This window comes from Pseudomonas ekonensis (assembly GCF_019145435.1).
In the GTDB taxonomy this organism is placed as follows: Bacteria; Pseudomonadota; Gammaproteobacteria; order Pseudomonadales; family Pseudomonadaceae; genus Aquipseudomonas; species Aquipseudomonas ekonensis.
The window spans coordinates 647,986-662,266 of record NZ_JAHSTS010000001.1 but is presented as its reverse complement, the minus strand read 5'-3'; the positions used below and the strand labels follow the sequence as shown (position 1 = coordinate 662,266).

Genomic DNA, 14,281 nt, shown 5'->3' with positions numbered 1-14,281 from the left:
CGCCCTTTCGTGAATTCAAGCGCCGGCGGGCGCATTTTTCGGCCAATGTTCGGCGCGGGCCAGGAAAACCAAGGCTTCGCGCACTTGTGTCGGCGTGTTGCAAGGCGCTTGAAACGGCAGCCAGTACAACGCCTGGCCGATGCGCAGGTGCATGCCTTCGGTGTCGATCCCGGCCATTTGCGCCGGTGCGCCTTTCGGCAGGCCGGCGAGGTCGACGTAATGGGCAATGGCCTTGGCGTGGTCGCTGTTCATGTGCTCGACCATGCTGATTTCGGCCTGGCCGGCGAACGGGTTGGCCAGCGTCAGGTGCTCGACCCAGTGGATCGCGCCGAATCCGCCGATGTAGCGGTGGCGCACCGGCTTGAGCACCCAGAAGTCGAAGTCGTGGGCCTTGTGGTAGTTCTGCGAGTCAGGGAAATAGCGGTAGTAGCGCTCGGCGGCGGCCTCGACGGCGGCCTCGTCCGCAAGCTTTTCCGCTTCCGCCAGGTAAGTCAGGCGACCGACGGCCTGCACGTCTTCGGCCTCGCGCTCGCCCACCAGCAGCGAACACTTGGGATCCTTCTGCAGGTTGTGGGTGTGCTGGGCGATGCGGCTGATCAGGATCAGCGGCCGGCCCTGATCGTCGAGGCAGTACGGAACCACGGAGCCGAACGGAAAACCGGGCATCGACTTGGAGTGGGTCGAGAGCACTCCACGGTATTCCTTGAGAAGCAATTCTCGGGCATGCTTAGCCGCTTCAACGCTCAATTTATGACTCCTTTAATAATTTACGTCATAAAAACGGACGGGCGCCCGGGTCAAGTCCCGGCCACGCCGACGGGCAATTCTGATGTGCAACCTCGCTGCGGCCGGTGCAGATCCAGAGGCCCCAAAAGGACACCACTTTGACCTGCCATCGGGGGCACGCGCATGCAACTCACTGACAAAGTAATCATTATCACCGGCGGTTGCCAGGGTCTGGGCCGCTCCATGGCCGAGTACTTCGCCGGCAAGGGCGCGAAGCTGGCGCTGGTGGACCTGAACCAGGAAAAGCTCGACGCCGCCGTCGCCGCCTGCAAGGCCAAGGGCGTCGAGGCGCGCAGCTACCTGTGCAACGTCGCGGACGAAGAGCAAGTGACGCACATGGTCGCCCGGGTGGCCGATGACTTCGGCGCGATCCACGGCCTGATCAACAACGCCGGGATCCTGCGCGACGGCCTGCTGCTCAAGGTCAAGGACGGCGAAATGACCAAGATGACCCTGGCCCAGTGGCAGGCGGTGATCGACGTCAACCTGACCGGCGTGTTCCTGTGCACCCGTGAGGTGGCGGCGAAGATGGTCGAGCTGAACAACGGCGGCGCCATCATCAACATTTCGTCGATCTCCCGCGCCGGCAACGTCGGCCAGACCAACTACTCCGCCGCCAAGGCCGGCGTCGCCGCCGCCACCGTGACCTGGGCCAAGGAACTGGCGCGCTACGGCATCCGCGTCGCCGGCATCGCGCCAGGCTTCATCGAGACCGAGATGACCCTGGGCATGAAGCCAGAAGCGCTGGAGAAGATGACCTCGGGCATTCCGCTCAAGCGCATGGGCAAGCCGGAAGAGATCGCCCATTCGGCGGCGTACATCTTCGAGAACGACTACTACACCGGGCGGATCCTGGAGATGGACGGCGGGTTGCGGATCTGACGTCACCGCACCGGGCGGCTTGTCGGTGCGGCTCGGTTGACGCGATCGCCGGCCCTGCTGGCGATCGCGTCAGCCCGAACGCCGCAGGACAGGCCCTGCGGCGTGGCGGTTCGGTCAGTCGTCGCTGACGGTGATGTTCGGCATGGCCGGGGTCACCGCTTCCTGCAGCACGATGCGCGCGCCGACATGGCGCGCCAGGTCCTGGTAGACCATGGCGATCTGGCTGTCCGGCTCGGCGATCACCGTCGGCTTGCCGCCGTCGGCCTGCTCGCGGATGACCATCGACAGCGGCAACGAGGCCAGCAGTTCGACGCCGTACTGGGTCGCGAGCTTCTCGCCGCCGCCTTCACCGAACAGATGCTCGGCATGCCCGCAGTTCGAGCAGATGTGCACGGCCATGTTCTCCACCACGCCCAGCACCGGGATGTTGACCTTGCGGAACATCTCCACGCCCTTGCGGGCGTCCAGCAGCGCCAGGTCCTGGGGCGTGGTGACGATCACGGCACCGGCCACCGGAACCTTCTGCGCCAGGGTCAGCTGGATGTCGCCGGTGCCCGGCGGCATGTCGATCACCAGGTAGTCCAGGTCGCCCCAGGCGGTCTGCGTGACCAACTGCAGCAGCGCGCCGGACACCATCGGGCCGCGCCAGACCATCGGCGTGTTGTCGTCGGTCAGGAACGCCATCGACATCACCTCCACGCCGTGGGCCTTGAGCGGCACGAACCACTTCTGATCCTTGACCTCAGGGCGGGTGCGCTCGGGGATGCCGAACATGATGCCTTGGCTCGGGCCATAGATGTCGGCGTCGAGAATGCCCACCCTGGCGCCTTCGCGGACCAGCGCCAGCGCCAGGTTGGCGGCCGTGGTGGACTTGCCCACGCCGCCCTTGCCGGACGCCACGGCGATCACGTTCTTGACGTTGGCCAGGCCCGGAATCTGCGCCTGGGCCTTGTGCGCGGCGATCACGCTGGCGATCTCGACACGGGCGCCCGTCACGCCGTCCAGCCCTTCGATGGCCATCTGCAGCACCTGCGCCCAGCCGCTCTTGAACAGGCCGGCGGCGTAGCCCAATTCCAGCCGGACGCTGACGCGGTCGCCCTGGATGTCGATGTCGCGCACGCAACCGGCGCTGACCGGATCCTGGTTCAGGTAAGGGTCGGTGTATTGGCGAAGGACGGCTTCCACCGCTTCGCGGGTGACGGCGCTCATGGGCAACTCCGGTAGCAAGACTGGGAAAAGATGGCGGCTATCCTACCCCTTCTGCCGTGCGGACGGCATGTCCGGCACACATTTGCAGGGGTGAAATATCTTCGCCGGCGATTTATAGTGGCCGACCTCCGTTTCATCAAGTAGCGATGCCCCCATGTCCGAGCCACGCAAGATCCTCGTCACCAGCGCCCTGCCCTACGCCAACGGTTCGATCCACCTTGGCCACATGCTGGAGTACATCCAGACCGACATGTGGGTGCGCTTCCAGAAGCAGCGCGGCAATCAGTGCATCTATGTCTGCGCCGACGACGCCCACGGTTCGGCGATCATGCTGCGCGCGGAAAAGGAAGGCATCACCCCGGAACAGCTGATCGCCAACGTCCAGGCCGAACACAGCGCCGACTTCGCCGACTTCCTGGTGGACTTCGACAACTTCCACTCCACCCACGCCGAAGAGAACCGCGAGCTGTCGAGCCGGATCTACCTGAAGCTGCGTGACGCCGGGCACATCGCCACGCGCTCGATCACCCAGTACTTCGACCCGGACAAGAAAATGTTCCTGGCCGACCGCTTCATCAAGGGCACCTGCCCCAAGTGCGGCACCGAAGACCAGTACGGCGACAACTGCGAAAAATGCGGCGCCACCTACGCCCCCACCGACCTGAAGGATCCGAAGTCGGCGATCTCCGGCGCCACCCCGGTGCTCAAGGATTCCCAGCACTTCTTCTTCAAGCTGCCGGACTTCCAGCAGATGCTGCAGGCCTGGACCCGCAGCGGCACCCTGCAGGACGCGGTGGCCAACAAGATCGCCGAATGGCTGGACGCCGGCCTGCAGCAGTGGGACATCTCCCGCGACGCGCCGTACTTCGGCTTCGAGATCCCGGACGAGCCGGGCAAGTATTTCTACGTGTGGCTGGATGCGCCGATCGGCTACATGGCCAGCTTCAAGAACCTGTGCGACCGCACGCCTGCGCTGGACTTCGACGCGTTCTGGGGCAAGGACTCCACCGCCGAGCTGTACCACTTCATCGGCAAGGACATCGTCAACTTCCACGCCCTGTTCTGGCCCGCCATGCTCGAAGGCGCCGGATACCGCAAGCCGACCGGGATCAACGTGCACGGCTACCTGACCGTCAACGGCCAGAAGATGTCCAAGTCCCGCGGCACCTTCATCAAGGCGCGCACCTACCTGGATCACCTGTCGCCGGAATACCTGCGCTACTACTACGCCTCCAAGCTGGGCCGCGGCGTCGACGACCTGGACCTGAACCTCGAAGACTTCGTGCAGAAGGTCAACTCCGACCTGGTCGGCAAAGTGGTCAACATCGCCAGCCGCTGCGCAGGCTTCATCCATAAGGGCAACGCCGGGGTGATGGTCGGCGCCAACGCCGCGCCGGAGCTGACCGAAGCGTTCCTGGCCGCCGCGCCGGGCATCGCCGACGCCTACGAGGCCCGCGACTTCGCCCGTGCCATGCGCGAGACCATGGCCCTGGCCGACCGCGCCAACGCCTGGATCGCCGACAAGGCGCCCTGGTCGCTGAACAAGCAGGAAGGCAAGCAGGACGAGGTCCAGGCGATCTGCGCCACCGGCATCAACCTGTTCCGCCAACTGGTGGTCTTCCTCAAGCCGGTGCTGCCGCTGCTGGCCGCCGACGCCGAGGCGTTCCTCAACGTCGCGCCGCTGACCTGGAACGACCACGCCACACTGCTGGCCAACCACCAGCTCAATGAATTCAAACCGTTGATGACCCGCATCGACCCGGTAAAAGTGCAAGCCATGACCGACGCCTCCAAGGAAGACCTGACCGCCAGCCAGACCGACACCGGCGCCGCACCCGCCGGCAACGGCGAACTGGCCAAGGATCCGCTGTCGCCGGAAATCGAGTTCGACGCCTTCGCCGCCGTCGACCTGCGCGTGGCCCTGATCGTCAAGGCCGAACACGTGGAGGGCGCCGACAAGCTGCTGCGCCTGACCCTGGACATCGGCGACGAGCAACGCAACGTGTTCTCCGGAATCAAGAGCGCCTACCCGGATCCGTCCAAGCTGGACGGCCGCCTGACCATGATGATCGCCAACCTCAAGCCGCGGAAAATGAAGTTCGGCATCTCCGAAGGCATGGTGATGGCCGCCGGCCCCGGCGGTGAAGAGATCTACCTGCTGAGCCCGGACAGCGGCGCCAAGCCGGGTCAGCGCATCAAGTAAGGTTGCGCACCGACCGATCCCACAGGCGTGCCCCGTGCGCCTGTGGGATTTTTCATGTCCGGCCCGCCCTCCACCGGCGCCGGATAATGCCTAACCTTAAGGGACATCCGCCTGACCTGCCGGCAACGCCATGACCGACCTCGTGCTTGTGATTTTCAGTGCTGCGCTGCTCAACGACTTCGTGTTGAGCCGGCCGCTGGGCATCGATCCGGCGCTGGCGGTCGAGCGGCGCCAGGTGCATGCGTTGGGCCTGGCGACGCTGGCGCTGATGCTGTTCGTCGGGGTCTGCGCCCAGGCGCTCTGGCAATGGGCGCTGGTGCCGTTGCACCTTGAAAGCCTGCGCCTGCTGGTGTTTCTGCCCTTGAGCGTGCTGTGCGTCGCGCCGCTGCTCAAATTGCTGGCGCGTCGGTTGCCGACACTGCCGTTCGACGGCCTGTGGCCGCTGATGCTGGGCAACGCCGGCATCCTGGGGCTGACGCTGATCAACGCCCAGGCGGACAAAGGCCTGTTTCATGCGACAGCGTCGAGCCTGGGCGCCGGCCTGGGCTTCTGGCTGGTGCTGAGCCTGTTCAGCGACCTGCGCGAACGCACGGCCGGCAACGATATCCCCCTGCCCTTTCGCGGCCTGCCGATCCGGTTGATCGGCGCCGGACTGATGGCGGTGGCTTTTCTCGGATTCAGCGGACTGATCAAAACATGAGTCTGATTCAACGCATCGACGCCCTGCTGCCCCAGACCCAATGCGGCAAGTGCGGCCATCCCGGATGCAAGCCCTACGCCGAAGGCATCGCCGGCGGCGAGCCGATCAACCGCTGCCCGCCGGGCGGCGACGAAACCGTCGCGGCCCTGGCCGGACTGCTGAACATCCCGGTGCTGGAGCTGGACGTCAGCCGCGGCACCGCACCGCCGCAGGTTGCCTTCATCCGCGAAGCCGAATGCATCGGCTGCACCAAGTGCATCCAGGCCTGCCCGGTGGACGCCATCGTCGGCGCCGCGAAATTCATGCACACGGTGCTCGTCGACGAGTGCACCGGCTGCGACCTGTGCGTGGCGCCCTGCCCGGTGGACTGCATCGACATGCATCCGCTGCCCGCGGGAACGCTGGCGGTGGTCGGCGGACTGGCCGCAAGCCCCGAGGAGCGCCAGGCGCGCACCGCCAAACGCGACCACGCCCGGCAACGCTACCAGCGCCGCAATGCCCGGCTGCTGCACGAAGAGCAGCAACGCCAGGCCGAACGCGAAGCCCGGGCCCGGCGTGCGGCGCAAGCGCAGGCCGCCGCAGCGGATCCGGTGCAGACCGCACTGGAGCGGGTGCGCGCACAAAAGGCCGCCAACGCCGACGCGGCGCTGAAAAAGGCCAAGATCGACCTGGCCATGAGCCGCGCCCAACTGAACAAATCCCTGAAAGCCTTCGGTCATCCGCCGACCTTCGAACAACAGTCGCAACTGATCGTGCTGCAACGGCAGTTCGAGGCGGCCGAACAGGCGTTGGCGGCCCTGGAAACCAGCGTCGCCCCTGCGGCCCCGGCCCCGGCTCCGGCTCCGGCGAAAGACGTGGAACTGAAACGGGCGAAAATCCAGTTGGCGATGCGCCGCGCCGAGCTGAAGAAAGCCCAGGCGGCGGACGCTGCACCGCAGCAGATCGCCATCCTGGAACAGGCCCTGCGCGACGCCGAACAGGCCCTGCATGCGGCCGAGGACGCCAGCGGACAACCGCTGCCCGACCTCGTGCGCACCGAAAAACGGCCGATCGACAGCCAGCTCCGGCAATTGAAGACCGAACTGGCCTACGCCCGGGCCGACCTCAACAAACTGCAAAGACGCGCCGACACCGCCCCCGACCTCCTCGACAAGGCCCGCGCCCGCCTGGAGGAAGCCGAACGTCAGGTAAACGCCCATGCCGCGCCTTGAAACCCCGGACACTCGCCTGCAAGAGGCGATGAAGCTCGTGCTGCTGGCCACGCTGCCGGGGCTGCTGGCGCTGTTCTGGTTCTATGGCTGGGGGGTGGCGATCAACCTGCTCCTGTGCGTCGCCACTGCCTGGGCCGTCGAATCCGCCGTGCTGCGCGTGCGTCGGCAACCGGTGTTGCCGACGCTCGCCGACGGCAGCGCTGCGGTCAGCGCCACCCTGTTGACCGCCGCCCTGCCCCCGTATTGCCCGTGGTGGCTGACGGTCACGGCGATGGCCGCCGGCCTGCTGTTCGGCAAGCACCTGTACGGCGGTGTCGGCCGCAACCCGTTCAACCCGGCCATGCTCGGCTTTGCGTTGGCCATGGTGATGTTTCCCCTGTCGATGACGCACTGGCCAGGCCACGGCATGGACCTGTCGAGCGCCCTGACCCAGGTGTTCAGCCCGGCACGGGCGCCGGACGCCTGGGCGCAGGCCACGGTGCTGGACAGTCTGCGCATCAACAAGAGTCTGACCATGGACGAACTGTTCGCCGCCGATCCCGCCTTCGGCCGGTTCGGCGGACGCGCCAGCGAGTGGGTGAACCTGGCGTTTCTCGCCGGCGGGCTGTTCCTGCTGCAACGGCGGGTGATCGGCTGGCAGGCGCCGGTCGGCATGCTCGCCGGCCTGTTCACTGTCAGCCTGCTGTGCTGGAACGGCTCGGGATCCGACTCCCACGGCTCGCCGCTGTTTCACCTGCTCAGCGGCGCAACCATGCTGGGCGCGTTCTTCATCGTCACCGAACCGGTGTCCGGCGCGAGGAGCCCGCTTGCCCGCCTGCTGTTCGGCATCGGCGCCGGGCTGCTGACCTACCTGATCCGCACGTGGGGCGGCTACCCGGACGGCGTGGCCTTTGCCGTGCTGCTGATGAACCTGTGCGTGCCCGCGCTGGAACGCTTCGCCGCCGCCCGCCAGCGGCAGGTGGCACCATGAACCGCACGGGCAGCCTGATCGCCCTGGCGCTGCTGGCCTGCGCGGGCGCCGGCGTGAGCTGGCTGGTGCAGGATCTCAGCGCGCCGCACATCGCTGCCGAACGGAAGCTGATCGAAAGCCGCACGCTGCTGGACGTGCTGGCCGCGGACAGCTACGACAACCGCCCCTTGGAACAGCCGCTGCCCCTGGCCGCCCCTGAGTTGAGCCACAGCACGCTGACCGGCGCCTACCGGGCGACCCGCGGCGAGCAGACCGTCGCCGTCCTTCTGCGCAGCCAGGCCACGGGTTATGCCGGCCAGATCGAATGGCTGATCGCGATCGCCCCTTCGGGCAGGCTGATCGGCGTGAAAACCCTGAGGCAGACCGAAACGCCGGCGTTGGGCGGACTGATCGGCGACTGGCCAAACGTCTGGCTGCAGACCTTCACGGGCAAGTCTCTCGATGCACCGGACGACGCCGGTTGGGCGCTGAAAAAGGACCGGGGGCAATTCGATCAGATCGCCGGCGCCACCGTCACTTCGCGCGCAGCGGTGAACGCCGTCCATGATGCGCTGCGCTACTTCGACGGGCACCGGGCGGCTCTGCTGGGGAGCGCTGAATGAACAGAACCGCGACGCTTTCCGACTCATTGGCGCTGACGCTGCTGCTCGGCGCCACCGGATCGCTGCCCGGCGCGCTGGCGACGGTGCTGATGTGCGCTGTCGTCGTCGGCCTCTACGGCGTGGCCATGCTTGCGCTGCGCCCGCGCCTGACCCACGCGAGCGTCTTGCCGGCCGGTCTGCTGGTGGCCGCCACCTTGGCCGGTTGCGCGGACACCCTCGTGCAGTATGCATCGGTGCAGTGGCATCAGATGATCGGCTTCTACGCCGCCCTGATCGGCCTGCAGTGCATCGTGCTGGAACACAACGGCTTCTTTCTGCGGCCCGCCGCCGCGCGCCTGAAACCGTTCGGCCTGTTCGCAGGCCTGATGACCGTGATGGCCCTGTTGCGCGAACTGATCGGCCGGGGCAGCATCGGTGCCCGAATTTCAGAACACTGGCAAGGTCTGGTGCTGTTCGGCGAAGGCCTGCACCTGTTCACCCTGACGGCCGGCGCATTCATCCTGTTGGGATTGCTGCTGGCCTTGGGTCAGACCCTGATTCGCCCCACCGCTCCCGCCGAGGAATCGCATCGCCCATGAATGCCGCAAAACGCCTGGAAATCTTTCGCCGACTGCACGAAGACAATCCCGAGCCGAAAACCGAACTGGCCTACAGTTCGCCGTTCGAATTGCTGATCGCCGTGATCCTTTCGGCGCAGTCCACCGACGTCGGGGTGAACAAGGCCACGGCGAAGCTCTACCCGGTGGCCAATACGCCGGCGGCCATTCATGCCCTGGGCGTCGAAGGCCTGTCCGAGTACATCAAGACCATCGGGCTCTACAACAGCAAAGCGAAGAACGTGATCGAGACCTGCCGCCTGCTGGTCGAACGCCACGGCGGCGAAGTCCCGCAGACCCGCGAAGAGCTGGAAGCCTTGCCGGGCGTCGGGCGCAAGACCGCCAACGTGGTGCTCAACACCGCGTTCCGCCAACTGGCCATGGCGGTGGACACCCACATTTTCCGGGTGAGCAACCGCACCGGGATCGCCCCCGGCAAAAACGTGGTCGAGGTGGAAAACAAACTGATGAAATTCGTGCCGAAAGAGTATCTGCTCGACTCCCACCATTGGCTGATCCTGCACGGGCGCTATGTGTGCCTGGCCCGCAAGCCGCGCTGCGGAAGCTGTCGGATCGAGGATTTGTGCGAGTACAAGCACAAGACATCCGACGATTGATCGACTATTGGTTTTATTGATATTTCGATTGAAAAAATCTTTTTTACCATCCGCCGGTTTATCGATATAAGGAGCGCCAAAGGCAGTCTTAGCCTGGAGTGACCTTATGAGTACCGGCAAAGAACAACTGGATGTAGAAGACGACTTCATCGCCACCGAAGACGACGATGCGGAATCGAAGGTCGAAGTCGCCAAGACCAACCTGAGCAAACGCCGCACCATCGACAATCTGCTTGAGGAACGCCGCCTGCAAAAGCAACTGGCCGAGTTCGATTACGACGTTGATGACTGATCCCTGAAAGCCTCCCGCAACGGAGGCTTTTTACTGTCCGGCGCACGCAGAAGCCGATCGGCCCATGATCCGTCAGCCCGCGTGACGCTCACACGAGCCCGTTGCGCTGCGCCAGCTCGATCAGATCCACCAGCGAGCGGGCATTGAGCTTGAGCAACAGACGGGTCTTGTAGGTGCTCACCGTCTTGTTGCTGAGAAACATGCCGTCAGCGATTTCCTTGTTGGTCTTGCCGCGGGCCAACTGCTGCAGCACCATCATTTCCCGCCCCGAGAGACGATCCACCATATCCGCTTCGCTGGCGTTGCCCAGGCTCGTGCGCACCGTGTGCAAGGCCTGGTTCGGAAAATAGCTGTAGCCTGACAGCACGGCCTTTATGGCGCTGAGCAGTTCGGTCAGGTCCTGCTGTTTGCAGACATAACCGGCGGCGCCGGACTGCATGCAGCGCATCGAGAAATGACCCGGCGCCTGGGATGTCAGCACCAGCACTTTCAAGGGCATGGCCGATGACGTCAGCCGGGCAATGACTTCAAGTCCGTCCAGTTTCGGAATGCCGATATCGAGAATGACGATATCGGGCATTTGTTCGCGGGCAAGTTGCAGTGCATCCACGCCATTGTCCGTTTCGGCGATGATCTCGTAGCCATGTCGTTCCATCAGCATTCGCACCGCAAGACGAATGACAGGATGATCATCCACGATCAGCACTTTATTCATGAGCAAGTCCAGTTCGCTGTTCGAATTTTTAGAGCCCGCACAATAGCGCAGTCAATTCACCCATGGCAGGCAAGAGTTCCTGCGCATCAGCAGCGAGAGACATCCCTTACGCCTATCAAAGACTTTTCCTACAAAAAGATGCACCTCAGGAAAAATCAAACTTCCATGCAGAAACCCTCATGCCACCTCACTCGCCCCACGCGTACGTGTTGTCCTCCCGCTGCGGCGTAAGAATCCTTTACCTTCACTCGATCTTTTCCGACCCTGGCGTTTGTCTCCGATAAAAAAGGAAACAAGCCGGTTATTTCCACCCCCCTAAAATTAATATAAACGTTAAACACATAAACTTCTGAATCGCGGCATCTTTACCGCCTCGACCGCAGCACTTTTATCGTCAGAAATCCTGAAGGACAAACCTATGATCAAGTTCCGCAACAAAATCACCAACCCCATCAGTGTCATTGCCATCTTCTCTTTCATATCTGAAACTTCGGCCGCTGTTTCCCTGCCGTTTCTCGATGATAACGAACGCGAAGTCTATGTCTGGTTCCTCATCAGTTTTCCCTTTTACTTGCTGCTCCTGTTCTTCATTACGCTCAACTTCAACTACCGCTCCCTGTATGCGCCTTCGGACTTCGGCAACGACAAGAGCTTTCTGAAGGCCTTCGACCCAACGGAACCTGCGGCGGATGAAACGAACGGGACGTCGAAGGCACAGACCACGCACGATCCCCCGGGAACACGTTCCCTGCCTGGCCCGACGACGCTGCCTTATGTGCAATTGCCCAAACTGATGAAGACACTCCACATCGTCGACGCGCGGGAACTGGACGCATCCGAACAAATGGCGACACTTCTGGAGAACATTCCGCACGCCGACAAACCGTCGGGGCGCATCGTCCTGTTCCTGGTCAGCGCCGATCCAATCGTTACGTTGAGCAGCCCTGCGCCGAAGCCGTTGAAGCAGCCGAAGAAAATGTCAGACCGAACCGTCTGCGTCGTCTACAACGTTTGCTCGCAAGAATTGGACATCGTCCGGCGGGTGTGAAAACGAACGGGCGGCCTCGCCATTGCAGCGATGGAATGAACAGCGGAAAAGGAGGCTGACCGGAACCGGTCAGCCACGCAGTCGGCTTGCTGAGCGGCCACCGTGCCTCAGGGGCAAGGTGGCCGTTTCATGCCGGCTCAGAACAGCTTGCGGCCCTTGTTGGCGGCAATGCGCATGCGCAGCGCGTTGAGCTTGATGAAGCCCGCCGCGTCGGCCTGGTTGTAGGCGCCGCCGTCTTCTTCGAAGGTCGCGATGTTGGCGTCGAACAGCGAGTCGTCGGACTTGCGGCCGGTGACGATCACGTTGCCCTTGTACAGTTTCAGGCGTACGACGCCGTTCACGTTGACCTGGGAGGCGTCGATCATCTGCTGCAGCATCAGACGCTCAGGGCTCCACCAGTAGCCGGTGTAGATCAGGCTGGCGTACTTGGCCATCAGTTCGTCTTTCAGGTGGGCCACTTCGCGGTCCAGGGTGATCGACTCGATGGCGCGGTGGGCGCGCAGCATGATGGTGCCGCCGGGGGTCTCGTAGCAGCCGCGGGACTTCATGCCCACGTAACGGTTCTCGACGATGTCCAGACGGCCGATGCCGTGCTGGCCGCCGATCTTGTTCAGGGTCGCCAGCACGGTGGCCGGGGTCATCTCGACGCCGTCCAGCGCGACGATGTCGCCGTTGCGGTAGGTCAGTTCCAGGTACTGCGGGGTGTCGGGAGCCTTCTCCGGGGAGACGGTCCAGCGCCACATGTCTTCTTCGTGCTCGGTCCAGGTGTCTTCCAGAACGCCGCCTTCATAGGAGATGTGCAGCAGGTTGGCGTCCATCGAGTACGGGGACTTCTTCTTGCCGTGACGCTCGATCGGGATGCCGTGCTTCTCGGCGTAGTCCATCAGCTTCTCGCGGGACAGCAGGTCCCACTCGCGCCATGGAGCGATCACTTTCACGCCTGGCTTGAGCGCATAGGCGCCCAGCTCGAAACGCACCTGGTCGTTGCCCTTGCCGGTGGCGCCGTGGGAAATGGCGTCGGCGCCGGTTTCGTTGGCGATCTCGATCAGGCGCTTGGCGATCAGCGGACGGGCGATGGAGGTGCCCAGCAGGTACTCGCCTTCATAGACGGTGTTGGCGCGGAACATCGGGAACACGAAGTCGCGCACGAACTCTTCGCGCAGGTCGTCGATGTAGATCTCTTTGACGCCCATGGCCTGGGCCTTGGCGCGGGCCGGCTCGACCTCTTCGCCTTGACCGAGGTCGGCGGTGAAGGTCACCACTTCACAGTTATAAGTATCCTGCAGCCACTTGAGGATCACCGAAGTGTCCAGGCCGCCGGAATACGCCAGAACGACCTTGTTTACGTCCGCCATGCCATCACTCCACGGGGTTGTACGGAAAGCCGAGGAGTCTACCGCTCAAACGCGATAATTTACAGAGGCGCGACAGCTTAAGACGACAAAGCGACAGAATCTGTCGAGGGCGCGACGATGCGCCGCAGGTCAGGACGTCGCTGCGGCGTTGGCGGGTGTGCTGGCCTGAGGCGCCGGGGCCGTTGTCGGCGCCACCCGTGCCAGGTGCACGTTGACCCGGCGGTTCTTCGCCCGGTTGGCGGCGTTGGTGTTGGGCACCAGCGGGTAGCGTTCGCCGTGGAAGCGCACGGTGATCTGCGATTCCTGGATGCCGTTGGCCTTGAAGAAATCCACCACCGCCAGCGCCCGGCGGCGCGACAGTTCGCGGTTGGTCAGGCGGTTGCCGCTGTTGTCGGAATGGCCGTCGAGCTCGATGTGGTTGACCGTCGGATCGGCCTTCATGTATTCGAGCATCACTTGCAGCTTGGCCTTGGCGGCGGCGTCCAGCTCGGTGCCTTCGCCGGGGAAGCCGATCTGCGATTGCTTGACCTGGTCGAAATTCTGCGGGAGCAGCTTGGCCACGCAGGTCTGGTAATCGTTGAACGCCTTGCTGAACTTCACCGGCAGCAAACGCACTTCCGAAACCCGGCCATCGCCCGAGGCGTGCCGCACCACAGGGCTGCGGCCGTCCATCAAGCCGCTGATCAGGCGCCCGGCCTGGGCCTGGGAGCTGTTGAACAGCACGTTGCCGCTGCCCAGCCTGACGGTGCCCAGGTTGATGTCGTCGCGTCCCGGCTGCCACGGCGCGGCGGCCGCCAGCAACGTCGCCGAACCGCCGCCGAGCATGGCGTTGTAGGCGTTGAGGCGGAACGTCGCCTGCTCGCCGGCCTTGCGCACGAACTGCCCCGAGCCGAAGTCGGTGACCGGCTGCGTCAGGCGGCATTCGAACTTGTCGCCTTCGACCGTCCACTCAATGTTCTCCAGACGGGTCTGGTACGTGAGCGCCATCGCGGGAAGGCTGGCGAACACACTGAGCAAGGCTAAATAACGCTGGCGCACGGGAGGCTCCATGGGTTCCTGTTACAAAAGGACCGACACACACATGTTTACGGCATA

Annotated in this window: 15 protein-coding genes; 10 read left to right on the top strand and 5 right to left on the bottom strand. The window is 64.0% G+C overall.

The features are described 5' to 3' along the window. Positions 1–15 precede the first annotated feature (15 nt). On the bottom strand, positions 16–747 hold the full coding sequence (locus tag KVG96_RS03100; RefSeq protein ID WP_217890768.1) for a HugZ family pyridoxamine 5'-phosphate oxidase: 732 nt from the start codon (positions 745–747) through the stop codon (positions 16–18). A 162-nt stretch (positions 748–909) separates the two neighbouring features. Here KVG96_RS03100 and KVG96_RS03095 point away from each other — a divergent pair, with 162 nt between their 5' ends. Then, positions 910–1,668, top strand: a complete 759-nt coding sequence (locus tag KVG96_RS03095) for an SDR family oxidoreductase (protein WP_217890767.1) — start codon at positions 910–912, stop codon at positions 1,666–1,668. Positions 1,669–1,782: 114 nt separating this feature from the next. On the opposite strand, the gene apbC is transcribed toward KVG96_RS03095, so the two are convergent. Next, positions 1,783–2,877, bottom strand: a complete 1,095-nt coding sequence (gene apbC, locus KVG96_RS03090; RefSeq protein WP_217890766.1) for an iron-sulfur cluster carrier protein ApbC — start codon at positions 2,875–2,877, stop codon at positions 1,783–1,785. A 154-nt stretch (positions 2,878–3,031) separates the two neighbouring features. On the opposite strand from apbC, the gene metG reads away from it, so the two are divergent. From metG to KVG96_RS03050, 8 genes are all read left to right on the top strand, one after another. Then, positions 3,032–5,080, top strand: a complete 2,049-nt coding sequence (metG, locus tag KVG96_RS03085; protein WP_217890765.1) for a methionine--tRNA ligase — start codon at positions 3,032–3,034, stop codon at positions 5,078–5,080. Positions 5,081–5,210: 130 nt separating this feature from the next. Continuing rightward, positions 5,211–5,780, top strand: coding sequence for an electron transport complex protein RnfA (locus tag KVG96_RS03080; protein WP_217890764.1), 570 nt, complete (start codon positions 5,211–5,213; stop codon positions 5,778–5,780). Then, positions 5,777–6,991, top strand: coding sequence for an electron transport complex subunit RsxB (gene rsxB / locus KVG96_RS03075; protein WP_217890763.1), 1,215 nt, complete (start codon positions 5,777–5,779; stop codon positions 6,989–6,991). The genes KVG96_RS03080 and rsxB overlap by 4 nt, the downstream gene beginning before the upstream one ends. Then, positions 6,978–7,961, top strand: coding sequence for an RnfABCDGE type electron transport complex subunit D (locus tag KVG96_RS03070; protein WP_217890762.1), 984 nt, complete (start codon positions 6,978–6,980; stop codon positions 7,959–7,961). Before rsxB ends, KVG96_RS03070 begins: the two co-directional genes overlap by 14 nt. Continuing rightward, positions 7,958–8,563: an RnfABCDGE type electron transport complex subunit G gene (locus tag KVG96_RS03065; RefSeq protein WP_217890761.1), complete on the top strand. Its 606-nt coding sequence runs from the start codon at positions 7,958–7,960 to the stop codon at positions 8,561–8,563. The genes KVG96_RS03070 and KVG96_RS03065 overlap by 4 nt, the downstream gene beginning before the upstream one ends. After that, complete coding sequence (locus KVG96_RS03060; RefSeq protein WP_217890760.1) at positions 8,560–9,141, top strand: Rnf-Nqr domain containing protein; 582 nt, start codon at positions 8,560–8,562, stop codon at positions 9,139–9,141. Before KVG96_RS03065 ends, KVG96_RS03060 begins: the two co-directional genes overlap by 4 nt. Further along, positions 9,138–9,776 carry an endonuclease III gene (gene nth / locus KVG96_RS03055; RefSeq protein WP_085580251.1) on the top strand — a complete coding sequence of 213 codons (639 nt, stop codon included), beginning with the start codon at positions 9,138–9,140 and terminating at the stop codon, positions 9,774–9,776. The genes KVG96_RS03060 and nth overlap by 4 nt, the downstream gene beginning before the upstream one ends. Before the next feature lie 106 nt (positions 9,777–9,882). Continuing rightward, complete coding sequence (locus KVG96_RS03050) at positions 9,883–10,068, top strand: PA3496 family putative envelope integrity protein (protein WP_085580249.1); 186 nt, start codon at positions 9,883–9,885, stop codon at positions 10,066–10,068. An 88-nt stretch (positions 10,069–10,156) separates the two neighbouring features. Here KVG96_RS03050 and KVG96_RS03045 read toward each other — a convergent pair whose 3' ends face one another. After that, positions 10,157–10,783: a response regulator transcription factor gene (locus KVG96_RS03045; RefSeq protein WP_085580246.1), complete on the bottom strand. Its 627-nt coding sequence runs from the start codon at positions 10,781–10,783 to the stop codon at positions 10,157–10,159. A 418-nt stretch (positions 10,784–11,201) separates the two neighbouring features. On the opposite strand from KVG96_RS03045, the gene KVG96_RS03040 reads away from it, so the two are divergent. Beyond that, complete coding sequence (locus KVG96_RS03040) at positions 11,202–11,831, top strand: hypothetical protein (RefSeq protein ID WP_217890759.1); 630 nt, start codon at positions 11,202–11,204, stop codon at positions 11,829–11,831. A 137-nt stretch (positions 11,832–11,968) separates the two neighbouring features. On the opposite strand, the gene KVG96_RS03035 is transcribed toward KVG96_RS03040, so the two are convergent. Next, on the bottom strand, positions 11,969–13,186 hold the full coding sequence (locus KVG96_RS03035) for an argininosuccinate synthase (protein ID WP_085580242.1): 1,218 nt from the start codon (positions 13,184–13,186) through the stop codon (positions 11,969–11,971). Positions 13,187–13,315: 129 nt separating this feature from the next. Further along, entirely contained in the window at positions 13,316–14,224 is a 909-nt protein-coding gene (locus tag KVG96_RS03030; RefSeq protein ID WP_217890758.1) for a flagellar protein MotY, read from the bottom strand. Between the last annotated feature and the right edge of the window lie 57 nt (positions 14,225–14,281).

Bases quoted from the DNA above. Each gene is read 5' to 3' on its own strand.
- KVG96_RS03045 (WP_085580246.1), bottom strand. From the start codon at position 10,783: ATGAATAAAGTGCTGATCGTGGATGATCATCCTGTCATTCGTCTTGCG.
- KVG96_RS03035 (WP_085580242.1), bottom strand. From the start codon at position 13,186: ATGGCGGACGTAAACAAGGTCGTTCTGGCGTATTCCGGCGGCCTGGAC.
- KVG96_RS03095 (WP_217890767.1), top strand. From the start codon at position 910: ATGCAACTCACTGACAAAGTAATCATTATCACCGGCGGTTGCCAGGGT.
- KVG96_RS03080 (WP_217890764.1), top strand. From the start codon at position 5,211: ATGACCGACCTCGTGCTTGTGATTTTCAGTGCTGCGCTGCTCAACGAC.
- rsxB (WP_217890763.1), top strand. From the start codon at position 5,777: ATGAGTCTGATTCAACGCATCGACGCCCTGCTGCCCCAGACCCAATGC.
- KVG96_RS03050 (WP_085580249.1), top strand. From the start codon at position 9,883: ATGAGTACCGGCAAAGAACAACTGGATGTAGAAGACGACTTCATCGCC.
- KVG96_RS03065 (WP_217890761.1), top strand. From the start codon at position 7,958: ATGAACCGCACGGGCAGCCTGATCGCCCTGGCGCTGCTGGCCTGCGCG.
- KVG96_RS03040 (WP_217890759.1), top strand. From the start codon at position 11,202: ATGATCAAGTTCCGCAACAAAATCACCAACCCCATCAGTGTCATTGCC.
- KVG96_RS03070 (WP_217890762.1), top strand. From the start codon at position 6,978: ATGCCGCGCCTTGAAACCCCGGACACTCGCCTGCAAGAGGCGATGAAG.
- apbC (WP_217890766.1), bottom strand. From the start codon at position 2,877: ATGAGCGCCGTCACCCGCGAAGCGGTGGAAGCCGTCCTTCGCCAATAC.
- metG (WP_217890765.1), top strand. From the start codon at position 3,032: ATGTCCGAGCCACGCAAGATCCTCGTCACCAGCGCCCTGCCCTACGCC.
- nth (WP_085580251.1), top strand. From the start codon at position 9,138: ATGAATGCCGCAAAACGCCTGGAAATCTTTCGCCGACTGCACGAAGAC.
- KVG96_RS03060 (WP_217890760.1), top strand. From the start codon at position 8,560: ATGAACAGAACCGCGACGCTTTCCGACTCATTGGCGCTGACGCTGCTG.